This window comes from Amycolatopsis sp. lyj-90 (assembly GCF_046549035.1).
Lineage (GTDB): Bacteria > Actinomycetota > Actinomycetes > Mycobacteriales > Pseudonocardiaceae > Amycolatopsis.
In genome coordinates this window covers 109,232-134,904 of the sequence record NZ_JAJPWP010000009.1, presented here as the reverse complement: position 1 = coordinate 134,904, position 25,673 = coordinate 109,232, and the positions used below count along the sequence as shown (strand labels likewise).

The 25,673-nt window shown below is 70.0% G+C and carries 20 protein-coding genes; 12 read left to right on the top strand and 8 right to left on the bottom strand.

The annotated features are described in order from the left end of the window. From ACLJPX_RS31810 to ACLJPX_RS31795, 4 genes are all read left to right on the top strand, one after another. On the top strand, nucleotides 1-1,851 hold the full coding sequence (locus ACLJPX_RS31810) for a glycosyltransferase family 39 protein (RefSeq protein WP_410604160.1): 1,851 nt from the start codon (nucleotides 1-3) through the stop codon (nucleotides 1,849-1,851). Nucleotides 1,852-1,925: 74 nt separating this feature from the next. Continuing rightward, nucleotides 1,926-3,179, top strand: coding sequence for a glycosyltransferase (locus ACLJPX_RS31805; protein ID WP_410604159.1), 1,254 nt, complete (start codon nucleotides 1,926-1,928; stop codon nucleotides 3,177-3,179). A gap of 4 nt (nucleotides 3,180-3,183) precedes the next feature. After that, a complete protein-coding gene (locus ACLJPX_RS31800) occupies nucleotides 3,184-5,034 on the top strand; it encodes an ArnT family glycosyltransferase (RefSeq protein ID WP_410604158.1) in 1,851 nt (616 codons plus the stop codon). Nucleotides 5,035-5,139: 105 nt separating this feature from the next. Next, nucleotides 5,140-5,838 (top strand): PP2C family protein-serine/threonine phosphatase, encoded by a 699-nt coding sequence (locus ACLJPX_RS31795; RefSeq protein ID WP_101605970.1) that lies wholly within the window; start codon nucleotides 5,140-5,142, stop codon nucleotides 5,836-5,838. A 9-nt stretch (nucleotides 5,839-5,847) separates the two neighbouring features. On the opposite strand, the gene ACLJPX_RS31790 is transcribed toward ACLJPX_RS31795, so the two are convergent. Together ACLJPX_RS31790 and ACLJPX_RS31785 are read right to left on the bottom strand one after the other, a co-directional pair. Beyond that, nucleotides 5,848-6,312: a DUF2127 domain-containing protein gene (locus ACLJPX_RS31790; protein WP_410604157.1), complete on the bottom strand. Its 465-nt coding sequence runs from the start codon at nucleotides 6,310-6,312 to the stop codon at nucleotides 5,848-5,850. 72 nt (nucleotides 6,313-6,384) lie between these two features. Further along, nucleotides 6,385-7,842: an amidohydrolase gene (locus tag ACLJPX_RS31785; protein ID WP_410604156.1), complete on the bottom strand. Its 1,458-nt coding sequence runs from the start codon at nucleotides 7,840-7,842 to the stop codon at nucleotides 6,385-6,387. 74 nt (nucleotides 7,843-7,916) lie between these two features. Here ACLJPX_RS31785 and ACLJPX_RS31780 point away from each other — a divergent pair, with 74 nt between their 5' ends. Then, complete coding sequence (locus ACLJPX_RS31780; RefSeq protein ID WP_410604155.1) at nucleotides 7,917-8,657, top strand: metallophosphoesterase family protein; 741 nt, start codon at nucleotides 7,917-7,919, stop codon at nucleotides 8,655-8,657. Between the two features lie 52 nt (nucleotides 8,658-8,709). Here ACLJPX_RS31780 and ACLJPX_RS31775 read toward each other — a convergent pair whose 3' ends face one another. Next, entirely contained in the window at nucleotides 8,710-9,162 is a 453-nt protein-coding gene (locus tag ACLJPX_RS31775) for a MarR family winged helix-turn-helix transcriptional regulator (protein ID WP_410604154.1), read from the bottom strand. A 143-nt stretch (nucleotides 9,163-9,305) separates the two neighbouring features. Here ACLJPX_RS31775 and ACLJPX_RS31770 point away from each other — a divergent pair, with 143 nt between their 5' ends. From ACLJPX_RS31770 to ACLJPX_RS31760, 3 genes are all read left to right on the top strand, one after another. Then, nucleotides 9,306-10,487, top strand: a complete 1,182-nt coding sequence (locus ACLJPX_RS31770; protein ID WP_410604153.1) for an MFS transporter — start codon at nucleotides 9,306-9,308, stop codon at nucleotides 10,485-10,487. Between the two features lie 28 nt (nucleotides 10,488-10,515). After that, nucleotides 10,516-11,349, top strand: coding sequence for an aldo/keto reductase (locus tag ACLJPX_RS31765; RefSeq protein WP_410604152.1), 834 nt, complete (start codon nucleotides 10,516-10,518; stop codon nucleotides 11,347-11,349). Nucleotides 11,350-11,517: 168 nt separating this feature from the next. Further along, nucleotides 11,518-13,401: a M48 family metalloprotease gene (locus tag ACLJPX_RS31760; protein ID WP_410604151.1), complete on the top strand. Its 1,884-nt coding sequence runs from the start codon at nucleotides 11,518-11,520 to the stop codon at nucleotides 13,399-13,401. On the opposite strand, the gene ACLJPX_RS31755 is transcribed toward ACLJPX_RS31760, so the two are convergent. Together ACLJPX_RS31755 and ACLJPX_RS31750 are read right to left on the bottom strand one after the other, a co-directional pair. Then, nucleotides 13,391-14,224, bottom strand: a complete 834-nt coding sequence (locus tag ACLJPX_RS31755; protein ID WP_410604150.1) for an SAM-dependent methyltransferase — start codon at nucleotides 14,222-14,224, stop codon at nucleotides 13,391-13,393. The genes ACLJPX_RS31760 and ACLJPX_RS31755 overlap by 11 nt on opposite strands. Nucleotides 14,225-14,363: 139 nt before the next feature. Further along, nucleotides 14,364-15,461, bottom strand: a complete 1,098-nt coding sequence (locus ACLJPX_RS31750) for a hypothetical protein (protein WP_410604149.1) — start codon at nucleotides 15,459-15,461, stop codon at nucleotides 14,364-14,366. Nucleotides 15,462-15,605: 144 nt separating this feature from the next. On the opposite strand from ACLJPX_RS31750, the gene ACLJPX_RS31745 reads away from it, so the two are divergent. Together ACLJPX_RS31745 and ACLJPX_RS31740 are read left to right on the top strand one after the other, a co-directional pair. After that, entirely contained in the window at nucleotides 15,606-16,925 is a 1,320-nt protein-coding gene (locus ACLJPX_RS31745) for a serine/threonine-protein kinase (RefSeq protein ID WP_410604148.1), read from the top strand. A 49-nt stretch (nucleotides 16,926-16,974) separates the two neighbouring features. Beyond that, complete coding sequence (locus ACLJPX_RS31740) at nucleotides 16,975-17,370, top strand: hypothetical protein (RefSeq protein ID WP_410604147.1); 396 nt, start codon at nucleotides 16,975-16,977, stop codon at nucleotides 17,368-17,370. On the opposite strand, the gene ACLJPX_RS31735 is transcribed toward ACLJPX_RS31740, so the two are convergent. Continuing rightward, nucleotides 17,363-17,545 (bottom strand): hypothetical protein, encoded by a 183-nt coding sequence (locus ACLJPX_RS31735; protein ID WP_410604146.1) that lies wholly within the window; start codon nucleotides 17,543-17,545, stop codon nucleotides 17,363-17,365. The two genes, ACLJPX_RS31740 and ACLJPX_RS31735, sit on opposite strands and share 8 nt — an antisense overlap. Nucleotides 17,546-17,613: 68 nt before the next feature. Further along, nucleotides 17,614-18,156: a type 1 glutamine amidotransferase domain-containing protein gene (locus tag ACLJPX_RS31730; protein WP_410604145.1), complete on the bottom strand. Its 543-nt coding sequence runs from the start codon at nucleotides 18,154-18,156 to the stop codon at nucleotides 17,614-17,616. Between the two features lie 100 nt (nucleotides 18,157-18,256). Here ACLJPX_RS31730 and ACLJPX_RS31725 point away from each other — a divergent pair, with 100 nt between their 5' ends. Continuing rightward, complete coding sequence (locus tag ACLJPX_RS31725; RefSeq protein WP_410604144.1) at nucleotides 18,257-19,264, top strand: DNA topoisomerase IB; 1,008 nt, start codon at nucleotides 18,257-18,259, stop codon at nucleotides 19,262-19,264. On the opposite strand, the gene ACLJPX_RS31720 is transcribed toward ACLJPX_RS31725, so the two are convergent. Next, nucleotides 19,247-20,824, bottom strand: coding sequence for a SpoIIE family protein phosphatase (locus ACLJPX_RS31720; protein ID WP_101605958.1), 1,578 nt, complete (start codon nucleotides 20,822-20,824; stop codon nucleotides 19,247-19,249). The two genes, ACLJPX_RS31725 and ACLJPX_RS31720, sit on opposite strands and share 18 nt — an antisense overlap. A gap of 130 nt (nucleotides 20,825-20,954) precedes the next feature. Here ACLJPX_RS31720 and ACLJPX_RS31715 point away from each other — a divergent pair, with 130 nt between their 5' ends. Beyond that, nucleotides 20,955-25,634, top strand: a complete 4,680-nt coding sequence (locus tag ACLJPX_RS31715) for a HAMP domain-containing protein (RefSeq protein ID WP_410604143.1) — start codon at nucleotides 20,955-20,957, stop codon at nucleotides 25,632-25,634. The last annotated feature ends 39 nt before the right edge of the window (nucleotides 25,635-25,673 follow it).

Genomic DNA, 25,673 nt, shown 5'->3' with positions numbered 1-25,673 from the left:
ATGACCCTCCTCGCCTCCCGCGACGAAGCCGATCAAGACGCTCCACCCGTCCGGGGCAGGCCCGACGGCCCGCGCTGGGTCCGCCCCTCCCTCGCCGCGCTTCTGCTCGCGACCGCCGTCCTCTATCTCTGGAACCTCGGCGAATCCGGTTGGGCCAACGCCTTCTATTCGGCGGCCGCGCAAGCCGGATCGCTGAGCTGGAAGGCGTTGTTCTTCGGATCGAGCGACGCCGCGAACGCGATCACGGTCGACAAGACACCGGCCGCGTTGTGGGTGATGAGTCTTTCCGCGCGCCTGTTCGGCGTCAACGCCTGGAGCGTCCTCGTTCCGCAGGCGCTGATGGGCGTCGGCTCGGTGGCGCTGCTGTTCGCCACGGTGCGACGCACTTCCGGCCCGGCCGCGGGTCTGCTGGCGGGCGCCGTCCTCGCGCTCACCCCGGCCGCCGCGCTGATGTTCCGGTTCAACAACCCCGACGCCCTGCTCGTCCTGCTCCTGGTCGCGGGTGCCTACTGCGTCGTCCGCGCACTGGAGACGGCGAGCCCGCGCTGGCTGGCGCTGGCCGGGGTGGCCGTCGGTTTCGGCTTCCTCGCCAAGATGCTGCAGGCGTTCCTGGTGCTGCCCGCGTTCGGCCTCGCCTACCTGATCGCCGCGCCGGCCTCGCTGGGCAAACGGTTGCTTCACCTGCTCGGAGCGGTGGGCGCGACCCTCGTCTCCGCCGGCTGGTACCTCGCCGTCGTCGCGTGGTGGCCCGCCACCGACCGGCCGTACATCGGCGGCTCGCAGGAGAACAGCCTGTGGGAACTCGCCTTCGGCTACAACGGTTTCGGCCGGATCACCGGTGACGAGGTCGGCAGTGTCGGCGGAGGCGGCAACGGCGGCTGGGGCGGTACCGGCTGGGACCGGTTGTTCGGCACCGAGATGGCGGGCGGGATCGCCTGGCTGCTCCCGGCCGCCGCCCTCGCGCTGGCCGCCGGGCTGTGGTTCACCCGCCACGCCGGGCGCACCGACCGCGGCCGCGGGGCGCTGATCCTGTGGGGCGGCTGGTTCCTGAGCACTGCCGTGGTGTTCAGCTACATGAGCGGGATCATCCACGCGTACTACACGATCGCGCTCGCCCCGGCGATCGCCGCGCTCGTCGGGATCGCGGGCGTCCAGTTGTGGCGGGCACGGGGGAATCCGGCCGCCGCGGGCACGTCGAGCGCCGGGATCGGCTTGACCGCGCTCACGGCGTATCTCCTGCTGTCGCGGCAATCCGACTGGCTTCCCGGGCTGGCGATCGCGATCCTCGTGGCCGGGCTCCTGTGCGCGTTCCTGGTCTTCTTCGCCGCACGCCTACCCGACGCGGCAAGGCGCCTAGTCGCCGTCGGCGCGCTCGTCACCGTTCTCGCGGGCAGCGGCGCGTACACGGTCGCGACAGCCGCGACCCCGCATTCCGGCGCGCTTCCTTCCGCCGGACCCGACACCGGCCGGGGCATGAGAATGGGCGGCCCCGGCGGCCTGCTCGGAACGAGCCTGCCCGGCGAGAACCTCGCGGCCCTCCTGCGGCAGGACGCCGCGAACTACCCGTGGACGGCCGCGACGGTGGGCTCCAACAACGCGGCGGGCTACCAGCTCGGCGGCGGGGCGCCGGTGATGGCCGTCGGCGGGTTCAACGGCACGGATCCTTCCCCCACCTTGGAACAGTTCCAGGAGTATGTCCGAAGTGGACAGATCCATTACTTCCTCGGTGAGGGCATGACGATGCGCGGGGAGACCGGCAGCGACGCCGCCGAGCGGATCGCCGAATGGGTCCGGGCGAACTACACCCCGACCACTGTGGACGGCGTCGCCGTCTACGACCTGAGCCGGTGAACCCGATGGCGGAACACAGCGACGGCACAGGCGGGACACAAGCCGGCCTCAGCGCGATGACCGAGATTGACGCTATGACAGCCGCGATCATCTCCGGCGCCGACACCGGCCGCCGCCCCGCCATCGCCCCGACCGGCTCCCCCGTCCTCGACGTCGTCATCCCGGTCTACAACGAGGAAACCGACCTCGAGCCGTGCATCCGGCGCCTGCACGCGCATCTCGCGGAGCAGTTCCCGTACCCGTTCCGGATCACCGTCGCGGACAACGCCAGCACGGACGGCACCCTGCGCGTGGCGATGAGACTGAGCCGCGAGTTCGACGACGTCGAAGTCCGGCATCTGGACGAAAAAGGCCGCGGCCGCGCACTGCGCACCGTCTGGTCCACATCGGACGCTCCGGTGCTCGCTTACATGGACGTCGACCTCTCGACCGATCTGGCCGCGCTCGGTCCTCTCGTCGCACCGCTGCTGTCCGGACACTCCGATCTCGCGATCGGCAGCAGGCTCGCCCGCGGCGCGCGGGTGGTGCGCGGGCCGAAGCGGGAGTTCATTTCCCGCTGCTACAACCTGATCCTGCGCGGCACGCTGGCCGCGAAGTTCAGCGACGCGCAATGCGGATTCAAGGCGATCCGCGCCGACGTCGCCGAGCGGCTGCTCCCCCACATCCAGGACACCGGCTGGTTCTTCGACACCGAGCTGCTCGTGCTGGCGCAGAAGGCCGGGCTGCGGATCCACGAGGTCCCGGTCGACTGGGTCGACGACCCGGACTCCTCGGTGAACCTCGTCGCCACCGCGACCGCCGACCTCAAAGGCATCGCTCGGCTGACCAAAGCGACGCTGACCGGTGAGATCCCGATCAGCGGCCTGCGCGAGCAACTCGGCCGCGCGCCGATCCAGGTGCGGGCACCGGGGGTGGCGCCGAGCCTCGTGCGGCAGCTGGTGCGGTTCGCCGCCGTCGGGGTCGTGAGCACCATCGCGTATCTCGTGCTTTTCCTGCTGCTGCGGACGTTCACCGGCGCGCAGGCGGCGAACCTGGTGGCGCTGCTGGTGACCGCGATCGGCAACACCGCGCTCAACCGGCGCCTGACCTTCGGCATCCGCGGCCGGGGAGGCGCCGGGCTGCACCAGTTCCAGGGCCTCGTCGTGTTCGGTCTCGGGCTCGGGCTCACCAGCGGCGCGCTGGCGCTGCTGCACACGATGACCGCGCCCGGGCTGCCGCTCGAGATCACCGCGCTCGTGCTCGCGAACCTCGCGGCCACCGTGCTGCGTTTCCTGTTGCTGCGCGGCTGGGTCTTTCGCCGCCGGCCCGCCACTCAGAGGGAGAACTGACCCCATGACCACCACACTCGCTTCCCGGGTGGAACCCGGCCCTGTCGAGGAAAACGTCGTCGAACCGCAGGGCCGGTGGGTCCGCCCCGCGGTCTTCGGGCTGCTCGCCGCGACAGCGCTGCTGTACTTCTGGAACCTGACGGCCTCCGGCTACGGCAACTCGTTCTACGCCGCGGCGGTGCAGTCCGGCACGCAGGACTGGAAGGCGTGGCTGTTCGGCTCGCTCGACGCAGGCAACGTGCTGACCGTCGACAAACCCCCGGCCGCGCTCTGGGTCACGACGGCGTTCGCGCGGCTCTTCGGTTTCTCGAGTTTCACCGTGCTGGCCCCGCAAGCGCTGATGGGTGTCGCCTCCGTCGGGCTGCTGTACCTGACGGTGAAGCGGACCTCCGGACCCGTCGCCGGGCTGTTCGCGGGGGCGGCGCTCGCCGTCACCCCGGTCGCCGCGCTCATGTTCAAGTTCAACAATCCGGACGCGTTGCTGACGCTGCTGCTGATCGCGGGCGCGTACTGCACGGTCCGCGCGATCGAAAAGGCGAGCCCGCGCTGGCTGGCGTTCGCCGGGGTCGCCATCGGCTTCGGTTTCCTGACCAAGATGATGCAGGCGTTCCTGGTGCTGCCCGCGTTCGGCCTCGCCTACCTGATCGCCGCGCCGACCTCGCTGGGCAAACGGTTGCTTCACCTGCTGGGAGCGGTGTTCTCGGTCGTCGTTTCGGCAGGCTGGTTCATCGCGCTGGTCGACCTGTGGCCGACCGGCTCACGGCCGTACATCGGTGGCTCGACCGACGACAGCCTGCTCGAACTGGCGCTGGGCTACAACGGCCTCGGCCGGATCTTCGGCGGGAGCGGCGGCGGCGGTGGCGGCGGCATGATGGTCGGCGGCGCGGGTGGCGGGAACGTCGGTTTCGGCGGCGAAAGCGGCCTGACCCGGATGTTCGGCGCCAGCTTCGGCGGTGAGGTGTCGTGGCTGCTGCCCGCCGCGCTGATCGGCCTGGTGGCGGGACTGTGGTTCACCAGGCGGGCCGCCGGTACCGACCGGACGAGGGCCGCGCTGATCGTCTGGGGCGGCTGGATGCTCGTCACCTCGCTGGTGTTCAGCTACATGAGCGGCATCGTGCACCCGTACTACGCCGTCGCGCTGGCGCCGTCGATCGCCGCCGTGGTGGCGATCTCCGGGACTTCGCTGTGGCGCGGCCGGGCGCATCTCGCGCCGCGGGTGGTCCTGTCGCTGATGATCGCGGCGAGCGCGGTCTGGGCGTACATCCTGCTCGACCGCGACGCCGACTGGCTGCCCGCGCTGCGCTGGATCATCGCCGGGCTCGGCCTGGTGACCGCGACCGTCGTCCTGGTAGGTGTCCCGCCGAGGCGCAGACTCGTCGCCGTCGTCGCGACGGTCGCCGTGCTGACGGTCGGTCTCGGGACCACCGCGTACGGCATCGAAACCGCCTCGCAGGCGCACTCCGGTTCGATCCCGACGTCCGGCCCCTCCTCGAGTGGCGAGCCACGCGGGATGGGCATGGGCATGGAGGAGGGCTCGTCGGCGGAGCTCGGGACCGTGCTCGCCGCGACGACGACGAAGTGGGCGGCGGCGACGTCGAGCTCGCAGTCGGCGGCGAACCTGGAACTCGCGAGCGGGAAGTCGGTGATCGGCATCGGCGGCTGGAGCGGCTCGGATCCGGCGCCGACGCTGGCGGAGTTCCAGCGGTACGTGGCCGACGGCGACATCACGTACTACGTCGAAGGCGGCCGGGGCGGCGGTCCCGGCGGCGGGTCGGACGAGATCGCCGAATGGGTCGCGGCGAACTTCACCGCCACCACGGTCGGCGAACAGACGGTGTACAACCTGCTGTCCTGACCGGTCCAACCCGACCCACGGACTTCCGACAGCCAACCCTCAGGCCGCGCACAGGAACCAGGCGGATGCTGAAAGCAGGGATCACCCAGGGGTGAGGAGAAGACCATGAGGGAACTTCCACACTGGCACACGGCGAGCGCGCAGGGCCCGCGCGAGCACAACGCGGACGCCGTCGGGGCCTACGCGGCCGCGGGCGGAGCGGGGATCGTGTTCGCGCTGGCCGATGGAGTCGGAGATCACCCGAACGCGGGACACGCGGCACGGACGGCGGCTTCGGCGGCGGCCCGGTCGCCGGTCGCCCAAGGGCCGGTCGCGGCCGTTCTCGCTGCTCAGCGCGCTGTACTCGAACATTGCGGGGCCGGTGACTGCGTCCTCGTCGTGGCCGTCCAGAGCGACGAGGGGTATGGCGTCGCGTGGGTCGGGGACGCGCGGGCGTACTCTTGGGACGGATACACCGTGCGGCAGGTGACGAAGGACCATACGCTCGCGCAGTACTTCCGCGACCACGATCAACCCGTGACACCGCGGATGGAACACGTCGTCACCACCAGCGTCCGCACGGCCGGTGCTCACGAGATCGGCACGGCCACCGTCACGACCGGAGGGCTTCTGCTCACCAGTGACGGCGTGCACAAGACGCTCAGCGGGCCGACCATGCTCGACATCCTCGGGATGCCGGACAGGGCGGCCACGGAGCTGGTGCGGACGGCGATCTCGCTCGGTGGCTCCGACAACGCCACCGCGATCGTGGTGGATCCGCCCCGTGCGGATCTCACCACGGAGAAATTTCGCGTCGCGGCCTGAACCGGGCGGTCAGGCCGCGACGCGATCCCGTTTGAGCTGCCGGTACTCGCGCAGCACCAGCACGACGATCACGACGTCGAGGGCGGCGAAGAACGGCAGCGCGAGCGAGTGCGTGTGGATCGCGCGGAAGATCTCGTAGACCACGAACGCCGAGAGCACCACCGCGGCCACGGGGTAGGCACGCATCACCTTGCGAGCCAGCGCCCAGACCAGGCCGAGCTTGATGAGCCCGTGCGCGACGAGGTACACGACGGCGAACGTCCGGCCCTCGACGAAGTGGCCGGCGGCGAGTTCGAGGTGCCGGGCCAGGGTCCCTTCCGGGTCGCCGAGCAGGTCGCGGGTGACCACGGCGTGCGCGAAACCGGTGACGACCGACGCCGGGACGATCATCAGGACCAGTCCGCCCACCAGCTGCAACGCACCATCGAGCCCCTTCAAGGCGATGGCGATCCGGAACAGCTTCTCGGTGCTCATGGGCGCTCCCTCCGCGATCACCTCACCCTGCCGCACCACACCCCCGCTCGCAGCCACCGTCACCGGAAGGGGTCAGGACGCGTAGGTGATCCTGCCGTTCATCACGGTGGCGGTGACCGGAGTGTCACGCAGTCCGGCCGGGGACAGCCGCGACGGATCCACCGCGGTGACGACCAGATCCGCGACGTCGCCGACGGCCACCCCCGCCCGGCCGCCCGACGCCGCGGCGAGCGCGGCCTCCAGCGGCATGGCCTGCTCGGGATGCCACGGCGGGCGGTCGTCGTCGGTGCGGCTGACCGCCGACGCGATCGCGTCCCACGGGTCCAGCGGGGCGACCGGCGCGTCCGAGCCGAACTCCAGGGTCACCCCGGAGCGATGCAAGGCGCCGTAAGGGAAAGCCCGGTCGGTCCAGCCGTGCCAGTGCCGGTCGGCGACGTCGCGGTCGTCCGGCTGATGCGCGGGCTGCACACTCGCCACGACACCCAGTTCGGCGAACCGCGCGACGTCCTCGGCACGCACCAGCTGGGCGTGCTCGATGCGGCCGGCGCATCCGACGTTCGCGAAGGCGTCGAGCGCGATCTTGTTGGCGTGATCGCCGATCGCGTGCACCGCGGGCGAGAGACCGTGCTCGGAAGCCTTGCGCATCAACGGTTCCAGCTCCTCGGGCGGCAGTTCGAGCAGCCCGTGGGACTCGGTCCCGGCGTAGTGCCCCACGCAGTACGCGGTGCGCGTGTTCAGCGAACCGTCGACGAACAGTTTGAACGGGCCGACCGTGAGCAGCCCGCCGGTGTCTTCGAGGACGTCGCCGGTGCGGTGGCCGCGTTCGACGGCGGTCTCGAGCAGGTACTTCGCGATCACGCAGGAAACCCGGACCGGCAAGGGTTTCCGCGCCAGCCGTCGCCGCCAGGCGGTGACCGTGTCGGTGTACTCGTAGTCGACGATCTCGGTGACGCCGCGGGCGGCCGCCGCGTCGAGCGCGTCGGCGACCCAGCCGTCGATGACGTCGTCCGGGGCGACCGGGAGTTCGGCCGTCGCGCTCATGCAGTCGTTCTCCAGCAGCACACCGGTCGGATGGTCGCGGCCGATGAGTTTCAGCGCGGCGGGGCTGAGCCACAGCGTGTGGAGGTCGGCGCTGAACAGGGCGACGGGGTGCCCCGGCAGTGCCTTCTGCAGCAGGTCCTTGTGCGGGGCGTCGGGCCAGAGGCCGTCGCGGAATCCGGCGCCGAGCACGAGATCGCCGGGCGGCACGGGGTTCGCCAGCAGATGGGCGAGCACGAGCTCGACCGTGTGCGCGGCGGATTTCGCCTCGCCCAGCGGGATCCGGCGGCGCGCGGCGGACCACTGGGCGGTGTGCACGTGCGCGTCGACGAGTCCCGGCAACAGCGTTCCGCCGTGCCCGTCCAGGGTTTCCGACGCTTCACCCGCTTGTCCCGGGCCTCCGATGGCCGCGATCCGGCCACCCTTGATCAGTACGTCCGACAGGGAACCCGCCAAGCCGACCCGGACCCGGCGCAACAGAAGATCGTCCACGCCCTCACCTTGCCAGCTCGGCCGCGTTTAGTCCTCTGGTTGCGGTCCGGCAAATCCGTTGACACGCTGCGATCATGGCCACGATCGCGGTGCTGTCCGACATCCACGGGGTACTTCCGGCCCTCGACGCCGTCCTGGCGGAACCCGGCGTCGATCGCCTCGTGGTGACCGGTGACATCGCGGCGGGCCCGCAACCGGCGCAGGTCCTCGACCGCCTGATCTCGCTGGGAGACCGCGTCGTCTGGGTACGCGGCAACGCCGACCGCGAACTCGTCGCCCTCGCGAACGGAGGCGAGACGGCCATCCCCGACCCCATCGCCCCCTGGGCGGCTTCACAGCTGCGGCCCGACCACGTGGACTTACTGGCCGCTCTGCCTCATCCGGTCACTCTGGCCGTCGAGGGATTCGGGAAAGTCTTGTTCTGCCACGGCACTCCCCGAGACGACGACGAGGTCGTCCTGGTCGACTCCGCACCGGAGCGCTGGGCGGACGTCCTCGCGGGTCTTCCCGCCGACGTGTCGACCGTGGTGTGCGGGCACACCCACATGCCCTTCGCCCGATTGGCCCATGGCCGTCTCGTGGTGAACCCGGGCAGCGTCGGCATGCCCTACGGCCGTCCCGGCGCGCACTGGGCGCAGCTCTCCGACGGCGCCGTCACCCTGCGCCGCACGACCTTCGACATCGACCGGGCCCGCGCCGCGATCCGCGCCGATTCTTCCTACCCGGACGTCGACGAATGGACCAGCTACTTCCTCAACGCCCGGGCCTCCGACACCGAGGCCTTGGCCGCCTTCCGGCCGCGTTCCGTCCTCTAGTCGCGGTCCTTGCCCGCGCAACTACCGCAACAAGAGGACGAAACGCGGGGTGTCAGGAGCGGGCGAAGGTGAGCTTTCCGAGCGCGGCGACCAAGGGCGCGAGTTCGGGGAGGTCCTCGGCGGCGGCCAGCGCGCCGGTGAGGACGCTGTCGTGCGTCGGCCGCGCGGCCGCGAGCAGCTCCCGTCCCGCCGGGGTGACCTCCGTGTAGATCCCCCGCCGGTCGTCCGGGCACAGGTACCGCTGCAGCAGTCCCCGGTCCTCCAGCCGCGACACCAGCCGCGTCGTCGCCGACTGGCTGAGCACGACGGCGTTCGACAGCTGGTTCATGCGCAGGTGGAAGCCGTCCTGGCGGCCGAGCACGTCCAGCACGGTGTACTCGCTGACGGACAGTTCGTGCTTCTGCGCCAGCGCGCGCTCGAGCGCGTCCTCGATCCGCGCGTGCAGTGCGGCGAGGGTCCGCCAGCCCTGCGCGCGTGCTTCCACGGCGTCGTCGGCCAGTGACACGGTTCACCTCTTCCCCGGTTGCCCGAACTTCGTTGCGTCGTGCATCATCAAGCGTGTGCAATATACGGCGCATGCAACTATTTCAGACGCCCGTAGTTGCCTACGCCAGCCAACACCACTCTACGGGAAGAAGTGAGGCCTCCATGCCTGCCGCACTGCTCGCACTGGCGATCAGCGCCTTCGGTATCGGCACCACCGAGTTCGTGATCATGGGCCTGTTGCCCGAGGTCGCGAGCGACTTCGGCGTCTCGATCCCCTCCGCGGGGCTGTTGATCTCCGGCTACGCGCTCGGCGTCGTGGTCGGCGCCCCGGTGCTGACCGCGCTCGCGTCGCGGGTGCCGCGCAAGACGGTCCTGGTCGGCCTGATGGTCCTGTTCATCGCGGGCAACGTCGTTTCCGCGCTGGCCCCCACCTACGGCCTGCTGATGATCGGTCGTGTGATCGCCGCGCTCTCGCACGGCGCGTTCTTCGGCGTCGGCGCGGTCGTCGCCTCCTCACTGGTCGCCCCCGCCAAACAGGCCAGCGCCATCGCGATGATGTTCACCGGGCTGACCGTCGCCAACGTCCTCGGCGTCCCCGCCGGGACGGCACTCGGGCAGGCGCTCGGCTGGCGCTCGACGTTCTGGGCGGTCAGCGTCCTCGGGGTGGTCGGCCTGATCGGGATCCTCGCGCTGGTACCGGTCCAGGCGACGACGCGGAGCGCCGGGCTGCGCAGCGAACTCGCCGTCTTCCGTCGCCCCCAGGTGTGGCTCGCGCTGGCGATGACCACGCTCGGCTTCGCCGGGGTGTTCGCGTCCTTCACCTACATCGCCCCGATGATGACCGAGGTCGCCGGCTTCTCCCCCGGCGCGGTGACCTGGCTGCTCGTACTGTTCGGCGCCGGCCTGTTCGCCGGCAACCTGATCGGCGGCAAGGCGGCCGACCGGGCGCTCATGCCCAGCCTGTACGTCATCCTCGCCACCCTCGCGGCCGTGCTGGTCGTGTTCGTCTTCACCGCGCACGCCCAGATTCCCGCCGCGATCACCATCGCGGTCTTCGGCGCCGCCGGTTTCGCGACCGTCGCGCCACTGCAGGCCCGCGTCATGGACAAGGCCGAAGGCGCCCCCGCGCTGGCGTCGGCCGCCAACATCGCCGCGTTCAACCTCGGCAACGCCGGGGGCGCGTGGCTCGGCGGCCAGGCCATCGGCGCGGGCCTCGGCTACACCGCGTCCAACTGGATCGGCGCCGCGCTCGCGCTCGCCGGACTGCTGGTCGCGGTCATCTCAGGCATGCTCGACCACGGGCGGCGGAAGGCTCGTCGCGCCGAACTGGCCCCCGCCGTCTGACCCGCAAGTACCCACGAAAGGAACACAAGTGACCGACATTCCCACCGTCAAGCTCAACAGCGGGGTGGAGATGCCGCAGCTCGGGTTCGGCGTCTTCCAGGTGCCGGACGAGGAGACCACCGCCGCGGTCAAGACCGCGCTGGACGCGGGCTACCGCAGCATCGACACCGCCAAGGTCTACGGCAACGAAGCAGGCGTCGGCAAGGCACTGGCCGAGTCCGGCATCGCCCGCGACGAACTGTTCATCACCACCAAGCTGTGGAACAGCGAGCAGGGCTACGACGCCACGCTGAAGGCGTTCGACGCCAGCCTGGCCAAACTGGGCCTGGAGCGGCTGGACCTCTACCTCATCCACTGGCCGACGCCCGAGCGCGACCTCTACAACGACACGTGGAAGGCCTTCGAGAAGCTCTACGCCGACGGCCGGGTGCGCGCGATCGGCGTGTCCAACTTCCAGCCCGCCCACCTCGAGCGGCTTCTCGACGCCGGTTCCGTCACCCCGGCGGTCAACCAGGTCGAGGTGCACCCGTACCTGCAGCAGGCCGAGGTGCGCGAGTTCGACGCGAAGCACGGCATCGCGACCGAAGCGTGGAGCCCGCTGGCCAAGGGCGGCGACCTGCTCGGCGAAGCCGCGGTGAAGGCGCTCGCGGAGAAGCACGGCCGCACTCCGGCGCAGGTCGTCCTGCGGTGGCACCTGCAGCTGGGCAACATCGTGATCCCGAAGTCCGTGACGCCGTCGCGGATCAAGGAAAACCTCGACGTCTTCGGGTTCACGCTGTCGGAGGAGGACATCGCCTCGCTGTCCGTGCTGGACCGGGGCGAGCGGACCGGACCGGATCCCGACACCTTCAACGTCGCGTAGCCGGAGCCTCGTGAGTGGTAAGGACGGTTCTAACCGCCCTTACCACTCACGAGGTCTCTCCCGTCCCAGGTGGCGGGCGTAGCTCTTCGTTCCCGCACGAGTCCGCTGGGTAGCCGGTTACTATTCGGCCGCACAGACGGCACTTGTGCGAAAAGAGGTAACCGGACGATGCAGGCCCGAGGACGCGCCGTCCTCGCGACACTTCTGCTCGTGGCGTTCCCAGTGGTGGTCGTCGCGGTGGGTGTCGCCAGTGTGCTGGCGGGCCTGCGGATCCAGGGCAAGATCGGCACCTACGTGATGCTCGCCGGGCTCGCGATCATGATCGCGCTCGCCTTCGGGCTGGTGAGCGCGCTGCGGGCGCGGCGGCCGCCGATCGAGGGACCGCGGCTGGATCGTGACGCCCATCCGGAGCTGTGGGAGATGATCGACGACCTCGCGGCCCAGGTGAAGACGCGGCCACCGGACGAGATCGTGCTGATCGGCGAGATCAACGCGGCGGTCAGCGAGGACGCCCGGTTCCTCGGCCTGCGACCGGGCCGCCGGACGATGCTGGTCGGACTGCCGTTGCTGGCCGCGCTGAGCGTGAGCGAACTGCGTTCGGTCCTCGCGCACGAACTCGGCCATTACAGCGGCGGCCACACCCGCCTGCTCGCGCTGACCTATCGCGGCACCCAGACGCTCGCCTTCACCGTCGACAGGCTCGACGGCGGCCCCGCCAGGGCCCTGCTCTCCGCCTACTCGAAGCTGTACCTGCTGGTCGCGCGGTCGGCGAACCGGCGGCAGGAACTCCAGGCCGACGAGGCGTCCGTGCTCGCGGCGGGAAGCCGGACGGCGGCCGCGGCGCTGCGGAAGGTCGCGACGCTCGACCCGCTCTGGAAGGACTACGCCGAGCGCTACATCTCCCTCGGCGCGGCGGCGCGGCGCACTCCCGCGGTGCTGCTGGGCTTCCGGTCGTACCTCAACCACCCGGTCCAGCGGGACTGGATGACCGAGTACGCCGAAGACATCCTCGACGGCGAGGAGCTCTCGAAGTTCGACAGCCATCCGCCCACGAAGCGGCGGATCGCCGCGCTGGCCGGTGTGCCGGACAACCCGGTGAAGCCGGACGCGCGGCCGGGCTGGGCGTTGCTGGGCGCGCCGAAGATCGATGTCCCCGAAGCGGAACTGGCGGTGCTGATCCGCGACGTCGGGCCGCGGGCGGACTGGGACGAGGTCGTCAAACGCGCCGGGCGGGCGTCGGTGGCGGAGGGCGCGAAGCTGCTGACCTCGGCCGGGATCGAGAGCAGGCTGGCGCCGCGCGGCACGATCGGCGAAGTCGTCCGGGTCCTTCGCGACGGCGACGCGGACGCGCTCGCCAAACCCCTGCGGGCCCCGTCCCGCGAAGAGGGCCGCGCACTGCTGACCGAGTTGTTCGCCGACACCATCACCGCCGCGATGATCGACAACGGTGTAGCCGCGCACCGCCTGAACTGGGGCGGTGGCTGGGAACTGTGCCTCGGCGACGGCGAACCGTTCGACGTCACCGAACTCGTCGGCCCCGCGGTGCAGAGCCCGCGCGCGGTCGACGAACTGGTCCACAACCTGCAGTTGCTCACCGTGCCCGCCGCGTACTTCTGCAAACAGGAGCCCGAACGGGAGCCGGATCCCGCCGAAGCACGGATGCTCGGGATGTTCACCGCGCTCAAGGCCAAGCGAAAGCTCTACGACCTGATCGTCTGCGACACCGAAGTGGTGTTGCTGCCGATGTCGCGTTCGGTACTGGTCCGCCGCGGTGTCGCCGGGCTCATCGGAGCGCGGGGGGTGTCGGACCGCAAACGGATCCGGAAGCTGCGGGAACGCGGCCTCGACGATCTGCGTGCCGAGCCGGGCGCGCGGCGGATCCCGTTCACGGACATCGTCGCGGGCGGTTTCCCCCGCCGGAAGCTCACCGTCTACCTGACGATGGAACTCTCCGACGGCGAAACGCTGGAACTGGCGATCACCGGCAACACCGAGGACTTCGGGACCGCCCACGACGACCTGAAGGCGTTCTTCGGCTCGCTCAAGGCTTGACCGCCACGCCGCCCACGCTCAGGTAGTTCAACCGGGTCAACGGAGCCAGTCGCGGGCCTTCCGGCCACCATTCGTGCAGATGGACGAGGCCGGGTTCGAGCATCTCCAGCCCGTCGAACAGCGACTCGATCTCCTCGCGGCTGCGGTGCACCGTGGGATAACCGATGCCGTCCATCAGACCATCGAGCTTCCGCGCGAACTCGCCGTACGGCCCCTCGCCGTCGGTGTAGTAGTGCGTGAGCAGCAGATACGACCCGGGGGCGAGCGCGTCGACATAGCCGCGGACGATGGCCCGCGCCCTGTCGAGGTCTTCGATGTGGTGCAGTACGGCGTTGAGGAGCACCGCGACCGGGCGGTCGAGTTCGAGGTGCTCGGCGATCGCCGGATCGTTCAGCGTCTGCTCGGGATCGCGCAGATCCGCGCCGCTGACGTGCACCAGGTGGTCTTCCAGCAACGCCAGTCCGTGTGCCTGGACCACCGGGTCGTCGTCGACGTAGATGACCAGCGCGTCGGGGTTGTACCGCTGCGCCGTCTGGTGCGTGTTCTCGACGTAGGGCATGCCGGAGCCCAGATCGAGGAACTGGCCGACCCCACGGGTACCGGCGAGGAACCGGACCACCCGGCTCGCCCAGGACCGGAACTCCTTGGCCACCGCGGCGCCGTCGGGAGCCACCGTGAGGAAGGCCTCGACGGCCAGCCTGTCGATCTCGTAATGGTCGTGTCCCCCGAGAAGGGCGTCCTTCATCCGGGCGAGATTGGGCTTGTCGTAGTCGAGGGGCGGTAACGGGCGCCTCGGCACAGACCGGACCTCGTCCGAAGTCATGGACACGCTCCACCCTTCAGCCGTATGCGGATCGCGGCGAACACGGTCCACGGCTCCCTCGACATCGACGGACAGTGCACAGGTTACGACATGGCGTATGGGAAGTGAACCTCCCCACAGCCTTGCCTACCTGCAATGATCATCGGAAGAGGAGCTCACCCCAGGTGATCCCGCCGTCGGTGGTGCGGTACACGGCCGAGCCGCCCTCGGCGTCGGGGAGCCCGTCGACCACCACCCCGACGAGCTCGTCCGGGAAGTCCAAATCGTTGAGACAGACACCCCGGCCACTGAGCACCGTCGTCGTCCAGGTCGTCCCGCCATCGGCGGTGCTGTGCAGGAATCCCGTGCCGCCGCCTTCCGCCGCGACGGTCGCCGCCGCGGGCGAAGCGGCGCTGAAACTCTGGTCGATCCCGAGTGTGGGCGCTTGCGCCGTTCCGGTGAACCGCCCACCGAGCTTCGGCGCGCGCCACAACCGCCGGACGGTCGCCCCCGGCTGCGGCGTCCCCGGTCCGCCGCTGCACAGCGCCAGCACGTGCCCCCGCCGGACTCCGCTCAACGAAGCCGAACTGTCCGCCGGGCACGGTGCGGGCGCGGACTCGAAGGTCAGGCCGTCGGACGACGTCCAGTACTTCTGGACGCGGTAGTCCGCCCCCATCGACACCTGGATCCCGCCGCTGGTGGCGATGTCGCCGTAGGTCGCGGAGCCGGTGACGGTGAACCCGGGGACCGGCTGGAGGACCCGCGTGCCGGCGATCCCGGCGTACAGCGTCGTCGTGGACGGGCGGCCGAAACCGGTGACCATCGCGAACACACGAGGTCCTGCTTCGGTGATTTTCGAAATATAGAAAGGTTCCCGGACTCCGGCGAGGCGGACTCGGGACCAGTTGACACCGCCGTCGCGGCTGGCGAGCAACCGGGCACCGTCGGAGAGGAAGATGTCGCGCTCGTCGATCACGGTGAGCTTGACCTGGTTGTGGTTGTCCGGCAAGGAGATCGGCGGCGTGCCGACTCGCCGCCACCGCTTCCCGCCGTCGGTCGTCGACAGCAGCGACGCGCACCATCCCGGGTTCCCGCACGGCGAAAACCCGAGAACGAACCCGCGCAGCGGCCCGGTCCAGCTCGTCGACGCGGGCGCGAAACCCTTGGGTACCAGCGAATCGGCGGTGGCGGGCGGGGTGATCACGGCGATGGCGGTCAAGGCGATGGCGGCGAGCGCGGCCCACCGGTTCGGCTTCATGACCACGAGACGTCCGGCCCCCTCGCGGGTTGCCCGCCGTTCGGGGTGAACCCGCGGATCACGTCCGGTACGCTCGCAAACCTTGTTTCGCCCGGAGCCGGACCGGGTATACGGCGTTCGGCCGGTGAGACGGAGGTAGCACCGATGGACGACGCGGGTTCGCGCGCTGGCGGTGACGACGACGAAGACCTCGACGCTGGGACCACCCAGCGACGGTTCAGCCTGAACGTCCACGACCCGGATCACCTGCCGCGCAAACTCGCCGGCCGGTACGAGGTCGGGGATCTGCTCGGCCGCGGCGCGACCGCGCGGGTCTTCCGCGCCCGCGATCTGCGCGAGCGGCGCGAGGTCGCGCTGAAACTGTTCCACGCCGACACGATGACCCGCGACGAGCGCCGTCGCGAACAGGAGATCCAGGTCCTGAGCGCGGTCCGTCATCCCGGGCTCGTCCCGTTGTACGACGCGGGTTCCGACGATGGCTACACCTATCTCACGATGCGTCTGGTCGAAGGGCCGAATCTGGCCCAGCGCCTGCGATCCGGCCCGCTCTCCCAGGACGCGGTCGTCGATCTGGCCGCCCGGTTGAGCGACGCGCTCGCGCACGTCCACGCGCACGGCATCACCCACCGCGACCTGAAACCGGCGAACATCCTGATGGCCGACGACGGCCCGTTGATCGGCGATTTCGGCGTCGCGCACGCCTTCGACGCCACCAGGGTGACCGAAACCGGCGGCGTCGTCGGCACGGCGGCTTACATGGCGCCCGAACAGGTCCGCGGCGAGAACGTCGGCCCGCCCGCCGACGTCTACTCACTCGGCTTGGTCCTGCTCGAATGCCTGTCCGGGGAACGCGAGTACACCGGGACGCCGGTCGAGGCCGCGGTCGGGCGGCTGCACCGGTCACCCCGGATCCCCGCCGGACTGTCGGTGACCATGACGACACTGCTGCGCGGGATGACCGCGCGGAAGCCGTCGCAGCGCCCGACCGCCGCGGCGATCTCGCGGATCCTGCTGGAGGACTCCACCGGGACCAAGGTCGCCCATCTCAACCCGGGCACCCGCAAGCGGGCGGCCGTGGTCGCCGCCATCAGCGCGCCCGCCGCCGCGATCACCGTCGGCGTGCTGCTGATGGTCAGCCAGACCGGGACGAACCCGCCCGCCCCGCCGGGCGGGATTCTCCCTCCGGCGGTGACAGGCACCTCAGGTCCGTTGGCGGGACAGGGAGAACAGTCCTCGGAAGCCGTCGAAGTGCCGACCCGCGACGCGAAGGTGCCCAACGGCACGGTCGTGGTGACCGAAGCCGTCCCCGTCTCCGTGAACCGGCCCAACACCGCCGAAAGCGTCGGCGTCACCTCGACACCGAGTGGCGCGACGGCGTCGAACGGCGACCCGAGCACCTCGGACAAACCGAGCAAGACGAAGACCCGGACCAAGTCGAGGACCAAGACCCGGGATCCCGGCTGAGCTTCCGCCCGGCCGGGCTGTCCACTGTGGACGATGATGGGAGACGGCGATGAGCTACATCAACGACCCGCGTGACCCGCAGGTGCCCCAAGAGGAGATCGTCGAACGGACACCCGCCCGGATCCGCGTCGTCCGCGTCGTCAACGCCCTGATCCGCGCCGTGTGCTCGGTGTTCGCACTGGTGCTCGTCGTGCACATCCTGCTGGTGTTCGGCGAGGCCAACGCGGGCAACGGTTTCGCGCAGCTGATCGACCAGTGGTCGCGAGGGGTCTCGCTGGGCCTGCGCAACCTGTTCACCCCGGAGGGGGCGAAGCTGCGAACCCTGCTCAACGACGGATTGGCCGCCCTGCTGTGGCTCATCATCAGCGGCGTGCTCACCGACCTGATCACCCGGATCGGCATCCCCGGCCCGAAACGGGTCTGGTACCGGCGAACGCTCAGTTGAGCGAATCCGGCTTCCCCCGCGGGGCGTCACCGGCCTGGGCCTGCTCGGTCTGGGCGTCGGTGACGGCCGCGGCGGTGTCCACGGCCTGACCGGCGGGCTGCTGCCGTCCGGTCTCCGGTTCGGTGTCGAAATGCTCACGGCACCAACGGCCGTAGCGTCTCGAATGCACGGTCATCGCGGCACCTCCTTCTCTGCCACCAGACTCCCCCAATTATGTGACGAGCGCCACTCGTTTACCCGGACTCACTTGCCGAATTCGGACACGATCGCGGCACAGAACGCGGGCAGGTCATCGGGATTCCGGCTCGAGATCAGGCCGTTGTCGTTGACGACCTCCTGGTCGACGACCGTGCCGCCGGCGTTGCGGATGTCGGTGCGGACGCTGGGGTACGAGGTGAGCGTGCGACCGCGGACGACGTCGGCCTCGACCAGCGTCCACGGACCGTGACAGATGACCCCGACCGGTTTGCCGCTGTTCACGAAGTCGCGGACGAACCGCACCGCGTCCTCGTCCGCGCGCAGATTGTCCGGATTCATCGTGCCGCCGGGCAGGACGAGCGCGTCGAAGTCGTCGACCGTGACGTCCTTGACGACGCGGTCCACAGTGAACTTGTCCGCCTTGTCGATGTCGCCGTTCATGGCCTGGATCTCCCCGGATTCCAGGGAGACGACCTCGGCCGTCGCTCCGGCATCGGTGACCGCTTTGCGCGGTTCGACCAGTTCGACCTGTTCCACGCCGTCCGCGGCGAGAATGGCCACGCGGCGCCCGTTCAGCGATGTCGCCATCGGGATTACCTCCTCAAGTCGGCTTCGCCCCCGGATTACCCCGGACCGATCCGGTCGAACCACCGGTATGAAGCACGATCACCGGGGGTATCCGGATCGCATGCGACTACGGCGAGCGGACCTCGGGTCCCCCGGCATCCGAAGACGGCGCAGAGGCCGTGGCTTCGGCTATCTGACCCCGGACGGCGAGCCGCTGAAGGACGCGCAGACGATCGACCGGATCAACGCGCTGGCGATCCCGCCCGCGTGGCGGCGCGTGTGGATCTCACCGCACGAGAACGCCCACATCCTGGCCGTCGGGGTGGACGACGCCGGGCGCCGCCAGTACCTCTACCACGAGGATTGGCGGCGGACCCGGGACGAAGAGAAGCACGAGCGCGTCCTCGCGCTGGCACGACGGCTCCCCCGGCTTCGCGAAGCCGTCCAGGAGGATCTCGATTCCCGCGGGCTCACGCGCGAACGCGTCCTCGCCGGCGCGCTGCGCATGCTCGACCTCGGGGTGTTCAGGACCGGCGGGGAGAACTACGCCGACGAGAACGGCACGCACGGGGTGGCGACGCTGCTGTGTGAACACGTCTCGGTGAGCGAAGGCTGCCTACTCTGCGATTACCCCGCGAAAGGCGGAATCCAGCGGAAGGTCCGGTTGCGGGACGACCGCCTCGTGCGGCTCGTCCGCTCTCTTCGGCGCGCCCGCGGCGGGGAGGTGCGCCTGCTCGCCTACCGCGACGGCCGCGAATGGCAGGAGGTCCGGGCCGACGACATCAACGAACGACTCAAGGAACTCGTGGGCGACGACTTCACCGCGAAGGACCTGCGGACCTGGAACGCCACCGTCCTCGCCGCTTCGGCCTTCGCGGACAAGGAAAAGCCGTCCAGCGAACGGGGCAGGAAACAGGTCGAGAAGGCCGTGATGACCGAGGTCGCGGCGGGCCTCGGCAACACCCCCGCCGTGGCGAGACAGTCCTATGTGGACCCTCGGGTGACCGAGGCGTACCGGCGGGACCGGACCATCGAACGCGCGGTGCGGCGGGCCGGGAAGGCACCCGGTCCGGACGAGGCGAGGGAGATCGTCGAACGGGCGGTGCTGCGGCTACTGCGCGGGTCGTGAGGCCTCGATGGCGAGGACGGCGATGTCGTCGTGTGTCCCGCTGCCAAGCCATTCCCGCACCGCCGAGCGCACGCGGGCGACCACGTCGCGGCCGGACAGCCCCCGGCAGCCGGTCAGCAGTTCACGCAGACGCTCGTCCCCGAACAGGTCCGACGGGCGCTCATGGTGGCGCGCCTCGGTGATCCCGTCGGTGTAGAGCAGGCAGACGTCGCCCTCGGCCAGCCGGATCGTCGTCTCCGCGAACCGGGCCTGCGGGGAGATCCCGACCAGCGTGCCGGGCAGGGTGATCTCGTCGACCCCGCCGCGGCGGCGCACCACCAGCGGCGCGGGATGCCCGCCGGAAGCCAAGGTGACGGCGAGACCGTCCTCACCCGCCAGCACCGAACCGAGCACCAGCGTGGCGAACCGGCCGCTGCCGCCGGTGATGAGCAGGGAGTTGAGCAGGGTCAGCAGCGTCGTGTTGTCGTGCTCGACGAGATTGAGCGCGGCGAGGGTCTGCCGGACCCGGCCGGTGAGCGCGGCCGCCTCGGCTCCCTTGCCGCAGACGTCGCCGAGCACGTACATCGCGCCGCCGTCTTCCCTCGGCAGGACGTCGTAGAAGTCGCCGCCGACGTCGAGCAGGCCGCTCGAGGGCTCGTACCAGACGTCGAACTTGACGCCGGGAACGTCGGGCGGCGGCGTCGGGCGCAGCGTGGTCTCCAGGCCGCGGGTGGCCTCTTCCTGGCGGGCGTAGCGATGCGCGTTCGCCAGCGCCGTCCCGGCCGCCCGGGCGAACTCGGTCACCGCGCGCGAGTGGTCGTCGCCGAACGCGGGGGCACCGCGCCTGCCGAGCATGACCGCGCCGGTGACCCCGGCACCGCCGTCGAGGCCCAGTGAGACCACGGTGACCGACGAATGGCCGGCGAGGCGCTCCGCGACGACCGCGGGCAACGTCGCGACCTCTTCCTCCGGCACGGCCTTGGCCTCGGGTTCCTCGGTGGAGGCGAAGGTTCCGGCGAGCACCGGCGCCAGCTGGGCCGGGACGCGGCGGATCCGGCCGTGCCCGTGGCTGGTGCGGTGGTCGCAGCTCCACCATTCCCACCGGCCCCGGGTGGTCGGCAGCAGGACGAACACACAGTCGGCGAGTTCGGCGGCGGCGACCTCGGCGATCACCTTCGCCGTCCCGTGCCGCCCCCGGGCGGAGGCCAGGCGGGGCGCCGAAGCGGCGAGGAAACCGTCGACGCGCGGGCCGTCGGCCGCGACCTCGGAGGTCACCGTCCAGGCGTGCCAGCCGCCGGGCAGGGTCCGGATGCGCGCGGGGAACCGGCGGCCGGTGTGCTCGACATGGCCGACGTCGGGGCCTTCGGCGGTCAGTACCGGGCGGCCGCCGCCGAACAGCTCGCGGGCGGCGGGGTTGGACCAGCGCAGCGCGCCGCCGACGTCCTGCACGAGCACGGCGTCACGCACGTCCTCGAGCAGCTCGCGCCAGAACCTCCCGGATTCGGGCAGCGCGCTCTCGCTCGTCGTGGGCGACGGCTCCGAGGGGAGCGACGTCGAGGCCGGGGCCGGCCGTGACACCATTCCCGGACCTCCTCCTGCCTGGCGGGTAGCGCAGCGTGAGCGGGCGGACTGGCTCGAAGTGTAGGTCGAATCATGGCACGCTGATGCGACGACCATGGCTTGGCATGCGTGGTGGAGAGGGTCGACACAGATGACACAGCACTCCCAAAGGGACCGGACCCCCGTGGAAGGTGGTGGCGCCCAGGTGGACGAAGCGACTCTGGAACGCCTGCTCGCGGCGGCTCGTGACCTCGGGGACGGCAACTTCCGGCGACGGTTCGTGGCGCACGGCGACGGGCTCGCGGCCCAGCTCGCGGGCGCCTTCAACGACATCGCCGAACGCAACCAGCGGCTGGTGACCGAGCTCCTGCGCGTCCGCGAAGCGGTCGGCAAGGAAGGCAGGCTGACCGAGCGCGTCGCGGCCGAGATCGGTCCCGGCGGCTGGGCGACCGCGGTCGACGTCGTCAACGGGTTGATCGAGGACGTGAGCAGGCCCACTGCCGAGCTCAACCGCGTCCTGGGCGCGGTCGCCGAGGGTGATCTGTCCGAGCCGATGCCCCTGGAAGTCGGCGGACGGCCGCTGCAAGGTCAGTTCGCCGAGGTCGCGAAGACGCTGAACGGCCTGATCAAACAGCTTTCCCGGTTCGCGACCGAAGTCACCAGAGTGGCCCGTGAGATCGCCACCGAAGGACGGCTCGGCGGCCAGGCCGAGGTCCCGGGCGTGGCGGGCACCTGGCGTGATCTCACCGACAACGTCAACGTCATGGCCAGCAACCTGACCGACCAGGTCCGCAACATCGCCCAGGTGACCACCGCCGTGGCGCGGGGAGACCTGACCCAGAAGATCAACGTCGACGCGCGCGGCGAGATCCTGGAGCTCAAGAACACCGTCAACATCATGGTCGACCAGCTCTCGTCGTTCGCCGACGAAGTCACCCGCGTCTCGCGCGAGGTGGGTAGCGAAGGCCGTCTCGGCGGACAGGCGCAGGTCCCCGGCGCGGCGGGCACGTGGCGCGATCTCACCGACTCGGTGAACCTGATGGCGGACAACCTGACCGACCAGGTGCGGAACATCGCCCAGGTCGCCACCGCCGTGGCCAAGGGCGACCTCTCTCAGAAGATCAACGTCGACGCCAAGGGCGAGATCCTCGAACTCAAGAACACCCTGAACACCATGGTCGACCAGCTGTCGTCCTTCGCCGACGAAGTCACCCGGGTCGCGCGGGAGGTCGGCAGCGAAGGGCGTCTCGGCGGACAGGCGACCGTGCCGGGAGTCGCGGGCACCTGGCGCGGGCTCACCGACTCGGTGAACCAGATGGCGGACAACCTGACCGACCAGGTCCGCAACATCGCCCAGGTCACCACCGCCGTCGCGAAGGGCGACCTGACGCAGAAGATCACGGTCGACGCGCGCGGCGAGATCCTCGAACTGAAGACGACCGTCAACACGATGGTCGACCAGCTCTCGTCGTTCGCCGACGAAGTCACGCGAGTGGCGCGCGAGGTCGGCACGGAAGGTCAGCTCGGCGGGCAGGCGCAGGTGCCCGGGGTCGCCGGGACCTGGCGCGACCTCACCGGGTCGGTCAACTTCATGGCGAACAACCTCACCGCACAGGTGCGGAACATCGCCCAGGTGGCGACGGCGGTGGCGAAGGGCGACCTGTCGCAGAAGATCGCCGTCGACGCCAAGGGCGAGATCCTCGAACTCAAGAACACGCTGAACACCATGGTGGATCAGCTGTCCTCGTTCGCCGACGAGGTCACCCGGGTCGCCCGCGAGGTCGGCAGCGACGGACGGCTCGGCGGCCAGGCGCAGGTGCCCGGTGTGGCCGGGACCTGGAAGGACCTGACCGACAACGTCAACTTCATGGCGAACAACCTGACCGACCAGGTGCGGAACATCGCCCAGGTCACCACGGCGGTGGCCAAGGGCGACCTGACGCAGAAGATCATCGTCGACGCGCGCGGCGAGATCCTGGAGCTCAAGAACACCGTCAACATCATGGTCGACCAGCTGTCCGCGTTCGCCGACGAAGTCACCCGCGTCTCCCGCGAGGTCGGTACCGAGGGCAAGCTCGGCGGCCAGGCGCAGGTGCGCGGCGTCGCCGGAACCTGGAAGGACCTCACCGACAACGTCAACGTCATGGCCGACAACCTCACCGACCAGGTGCGGAGCATCGCCACGGTGACGACGGCGGTGGCGAACGGCGACCTGTCGAAGAAGATCGCGATCGACGCGCAGGGCGAGGTCGCCGTGCTCGCCGAGACGATCAACAGCATGGTCGAGACGCTGCGCGCGTTCGCCGACGAGGTCACCCGGGTCGCGCGCGAGGTCGGTACCGAGGGCATCCTCGGCGGCCAGGCCCGCGTCCCGAACGTGGCGGGCACGTGGAAGGCCTTGACGGACAACGTGAACGTCATGGCCGACAACCTGACCGGCCAGGTCCGCAGCATCGCGACGGTGACCACCGCGGTGGCGCAGGGCGATCTGTCGAAGAAGATCGACATCGACGCCCGCGGCGAGATCCTCGAACTCAAGACGACCATCAACACGATGGTCGACCAGCTGTCGTCGTTCGCCTCCGAGGTCACGCGTGTCGCCCGCGAGGTCGGCACGGACGGCACGCTCGGCGGCCAGGCGGAGGTGCCCGGTGTCGCCGGGACGTGGTCGCGGCTGACCGAAAGCGTGAACCAGCTGGCCGGAAACCTGACCACCCAGGTGCGGGCGATCGCGCAGGTGGCCACCGCGGTGACCGCGGGCGATCTGACCCGGCACATCACCGTCGACGCGTCCGGGGAGGTGGCCGAACTCAAGGACAACATCAACCAGATGATCGCGAACCTGAAGGAGACCACCCGCGCGAACCGCGAACAGGACTGGCTCAAGACCAACCTCGCCCGGCTGTCCGCGCTCATGCAGGGTCACCGCGATCTCGCTTCGGTGGCTTCGCTGATTCTCAGTGAGCTGACGCCGCTGGTGTCCGCGCAGCAGGGCGCGTTCTTCCTCGCGCGCGAAGACGAGCAAGAGGAAACGGTCCTGGAGAGCATCGCCACCTACGGGCTGGCGAAATCCCAAGCGGGCCTTCGGTTCTCCCCCGGCGAATCGCTCATCGGACAGGCCGCCGTCGACCGGCGCACGATCCTGGTCCACGAAGCGCCGCCGGAGTACGCGCTCATCTCGTCGGGACTGGGCTCGGCCGCGCCGGTGAACGTGATCGTGCTGCCGGTGCTGTTCCAGGGCGAGGTGCTCGGGGTGCTGGAACTGGCGACGATCAACGCCTTCAGCACCGTCCACATCGACCTGCTGGAGCAGCTGAAGGAGACCATCGCGGTCAACGTCAGCACCATCCAGTCCAACTCGCGCACCGAGGCGCTGCTGACCGAATCCCAGCGCCTGGCACAGGAACTGCGCGCACGATCCGAGCAGTTGCAGGCGCAGCAACGGGAACTGCGCCGGTCGAACACGGATCTGGCGGAGAAGGCGGCGCTGCTGGCGCAGCAGAACCGCGACATCGAGGTCAAGAACAGCGAGATCGAACAGGCGCGGCAGGAACTCGAAGAGCGCGCCGGGCAGCTGACCATGGCGTCGCAGTACAAGTCCGAGTTCATGGCGAACATGTCGCACGAACTGCGGACTCCGCTCAACAGCGCGCTGATCCTCGCGAAGCTGCTGTCGGAGAACCCGGACGGGAACCTGTCGGAGAAGCAGATCCAGTTCGCGCGGACGATCTACTCGGCGGGCAGCGACCTGCAACAGCTGATCAACGACATCCTCGACATGGCCAAGGTCGAGGCCGGGCATCTCGATCTGCAGATGTCCGACGTCACGCTGCCGGAAGTGGTCGAGTACGTCGAATCGATCTGCCGGCCGCTGACTTCGGACAAGGGCCTGGAATTCGCCGTCCTGATCGACCCGCCGGTGCCGTCGTCGATCCACACCGACGAACACCGCGTGCAGCAGGTGCTCCGGAACCTGCTGTCCAACGCGGCGAAGTTCACCGACGAGGGCGGCGTGCGCCTGCACATCCGGATGGCCGACCCGGGCGAGGTCGAAGCCGACTCACTCCGCCAGGCTCCCGGCGTCCTCGCGTTCGCCGTCGAAGACACCGGAATCGGCATCGCGCCGGACAAACTCGCGATCATCTTCGACGCTTTCCGCCAGGCCGACGGCACCACCAGCCGCAAGTACGGCGGCACCGGGCTGGGCCTGTCGATCAGCCAGCAGCTGACGGAACTGCTCGGCGGCGAACTGCGCGTCCGCAGCGAACCCGGCAAGGGCAGCACGTTCACCCTGTACCTGCCGGTGAGCGCGTCGAACCTGATCGTCCCCACCACACAGGCGAGCGGTGTCCCGCTGATCATGGCCGTCCCGCAGGTGATCCCGGTGACCTCGTCGCTGCGGTTCCACGGCGAGAAGATCCTGATCGTCGACGACGACCTTCGCAACGTCTTCGCGCTGGCCGCCGTCCTGGAACGCAACGGCCTGGAAGTCATCTACGCGGAGACCGGTGTCGCGGGCATCCGGGCCCTGGAACGGCACGAGGACACCGCGCTGGTGCTGATGGACGTGATGATGCCCGAACTGGACGGCAACGCCACGATCACCGCGATCCGCGCCGAAGCCGCGCACGAGGACCTGCCCGTGATCGCCGTCACCGCGAAGGCGACCGCGGAGGACAAGGCGCGGACGCTCGCTTCGGGTGCGGACGACTACGTGACCAAGCCTGTCGACACCGACCGGCTGCTGGACCTGATCGCGGCGCACCTGGAAGCGGATGCCGCCTCCAGCGGCCTCTCGCAGGCCGTTGTCCCCGCGGACACTTCGGACTGAGGCCGCGGCCGCGTCTCGTGAGTGGCTAGGACGGTTCTA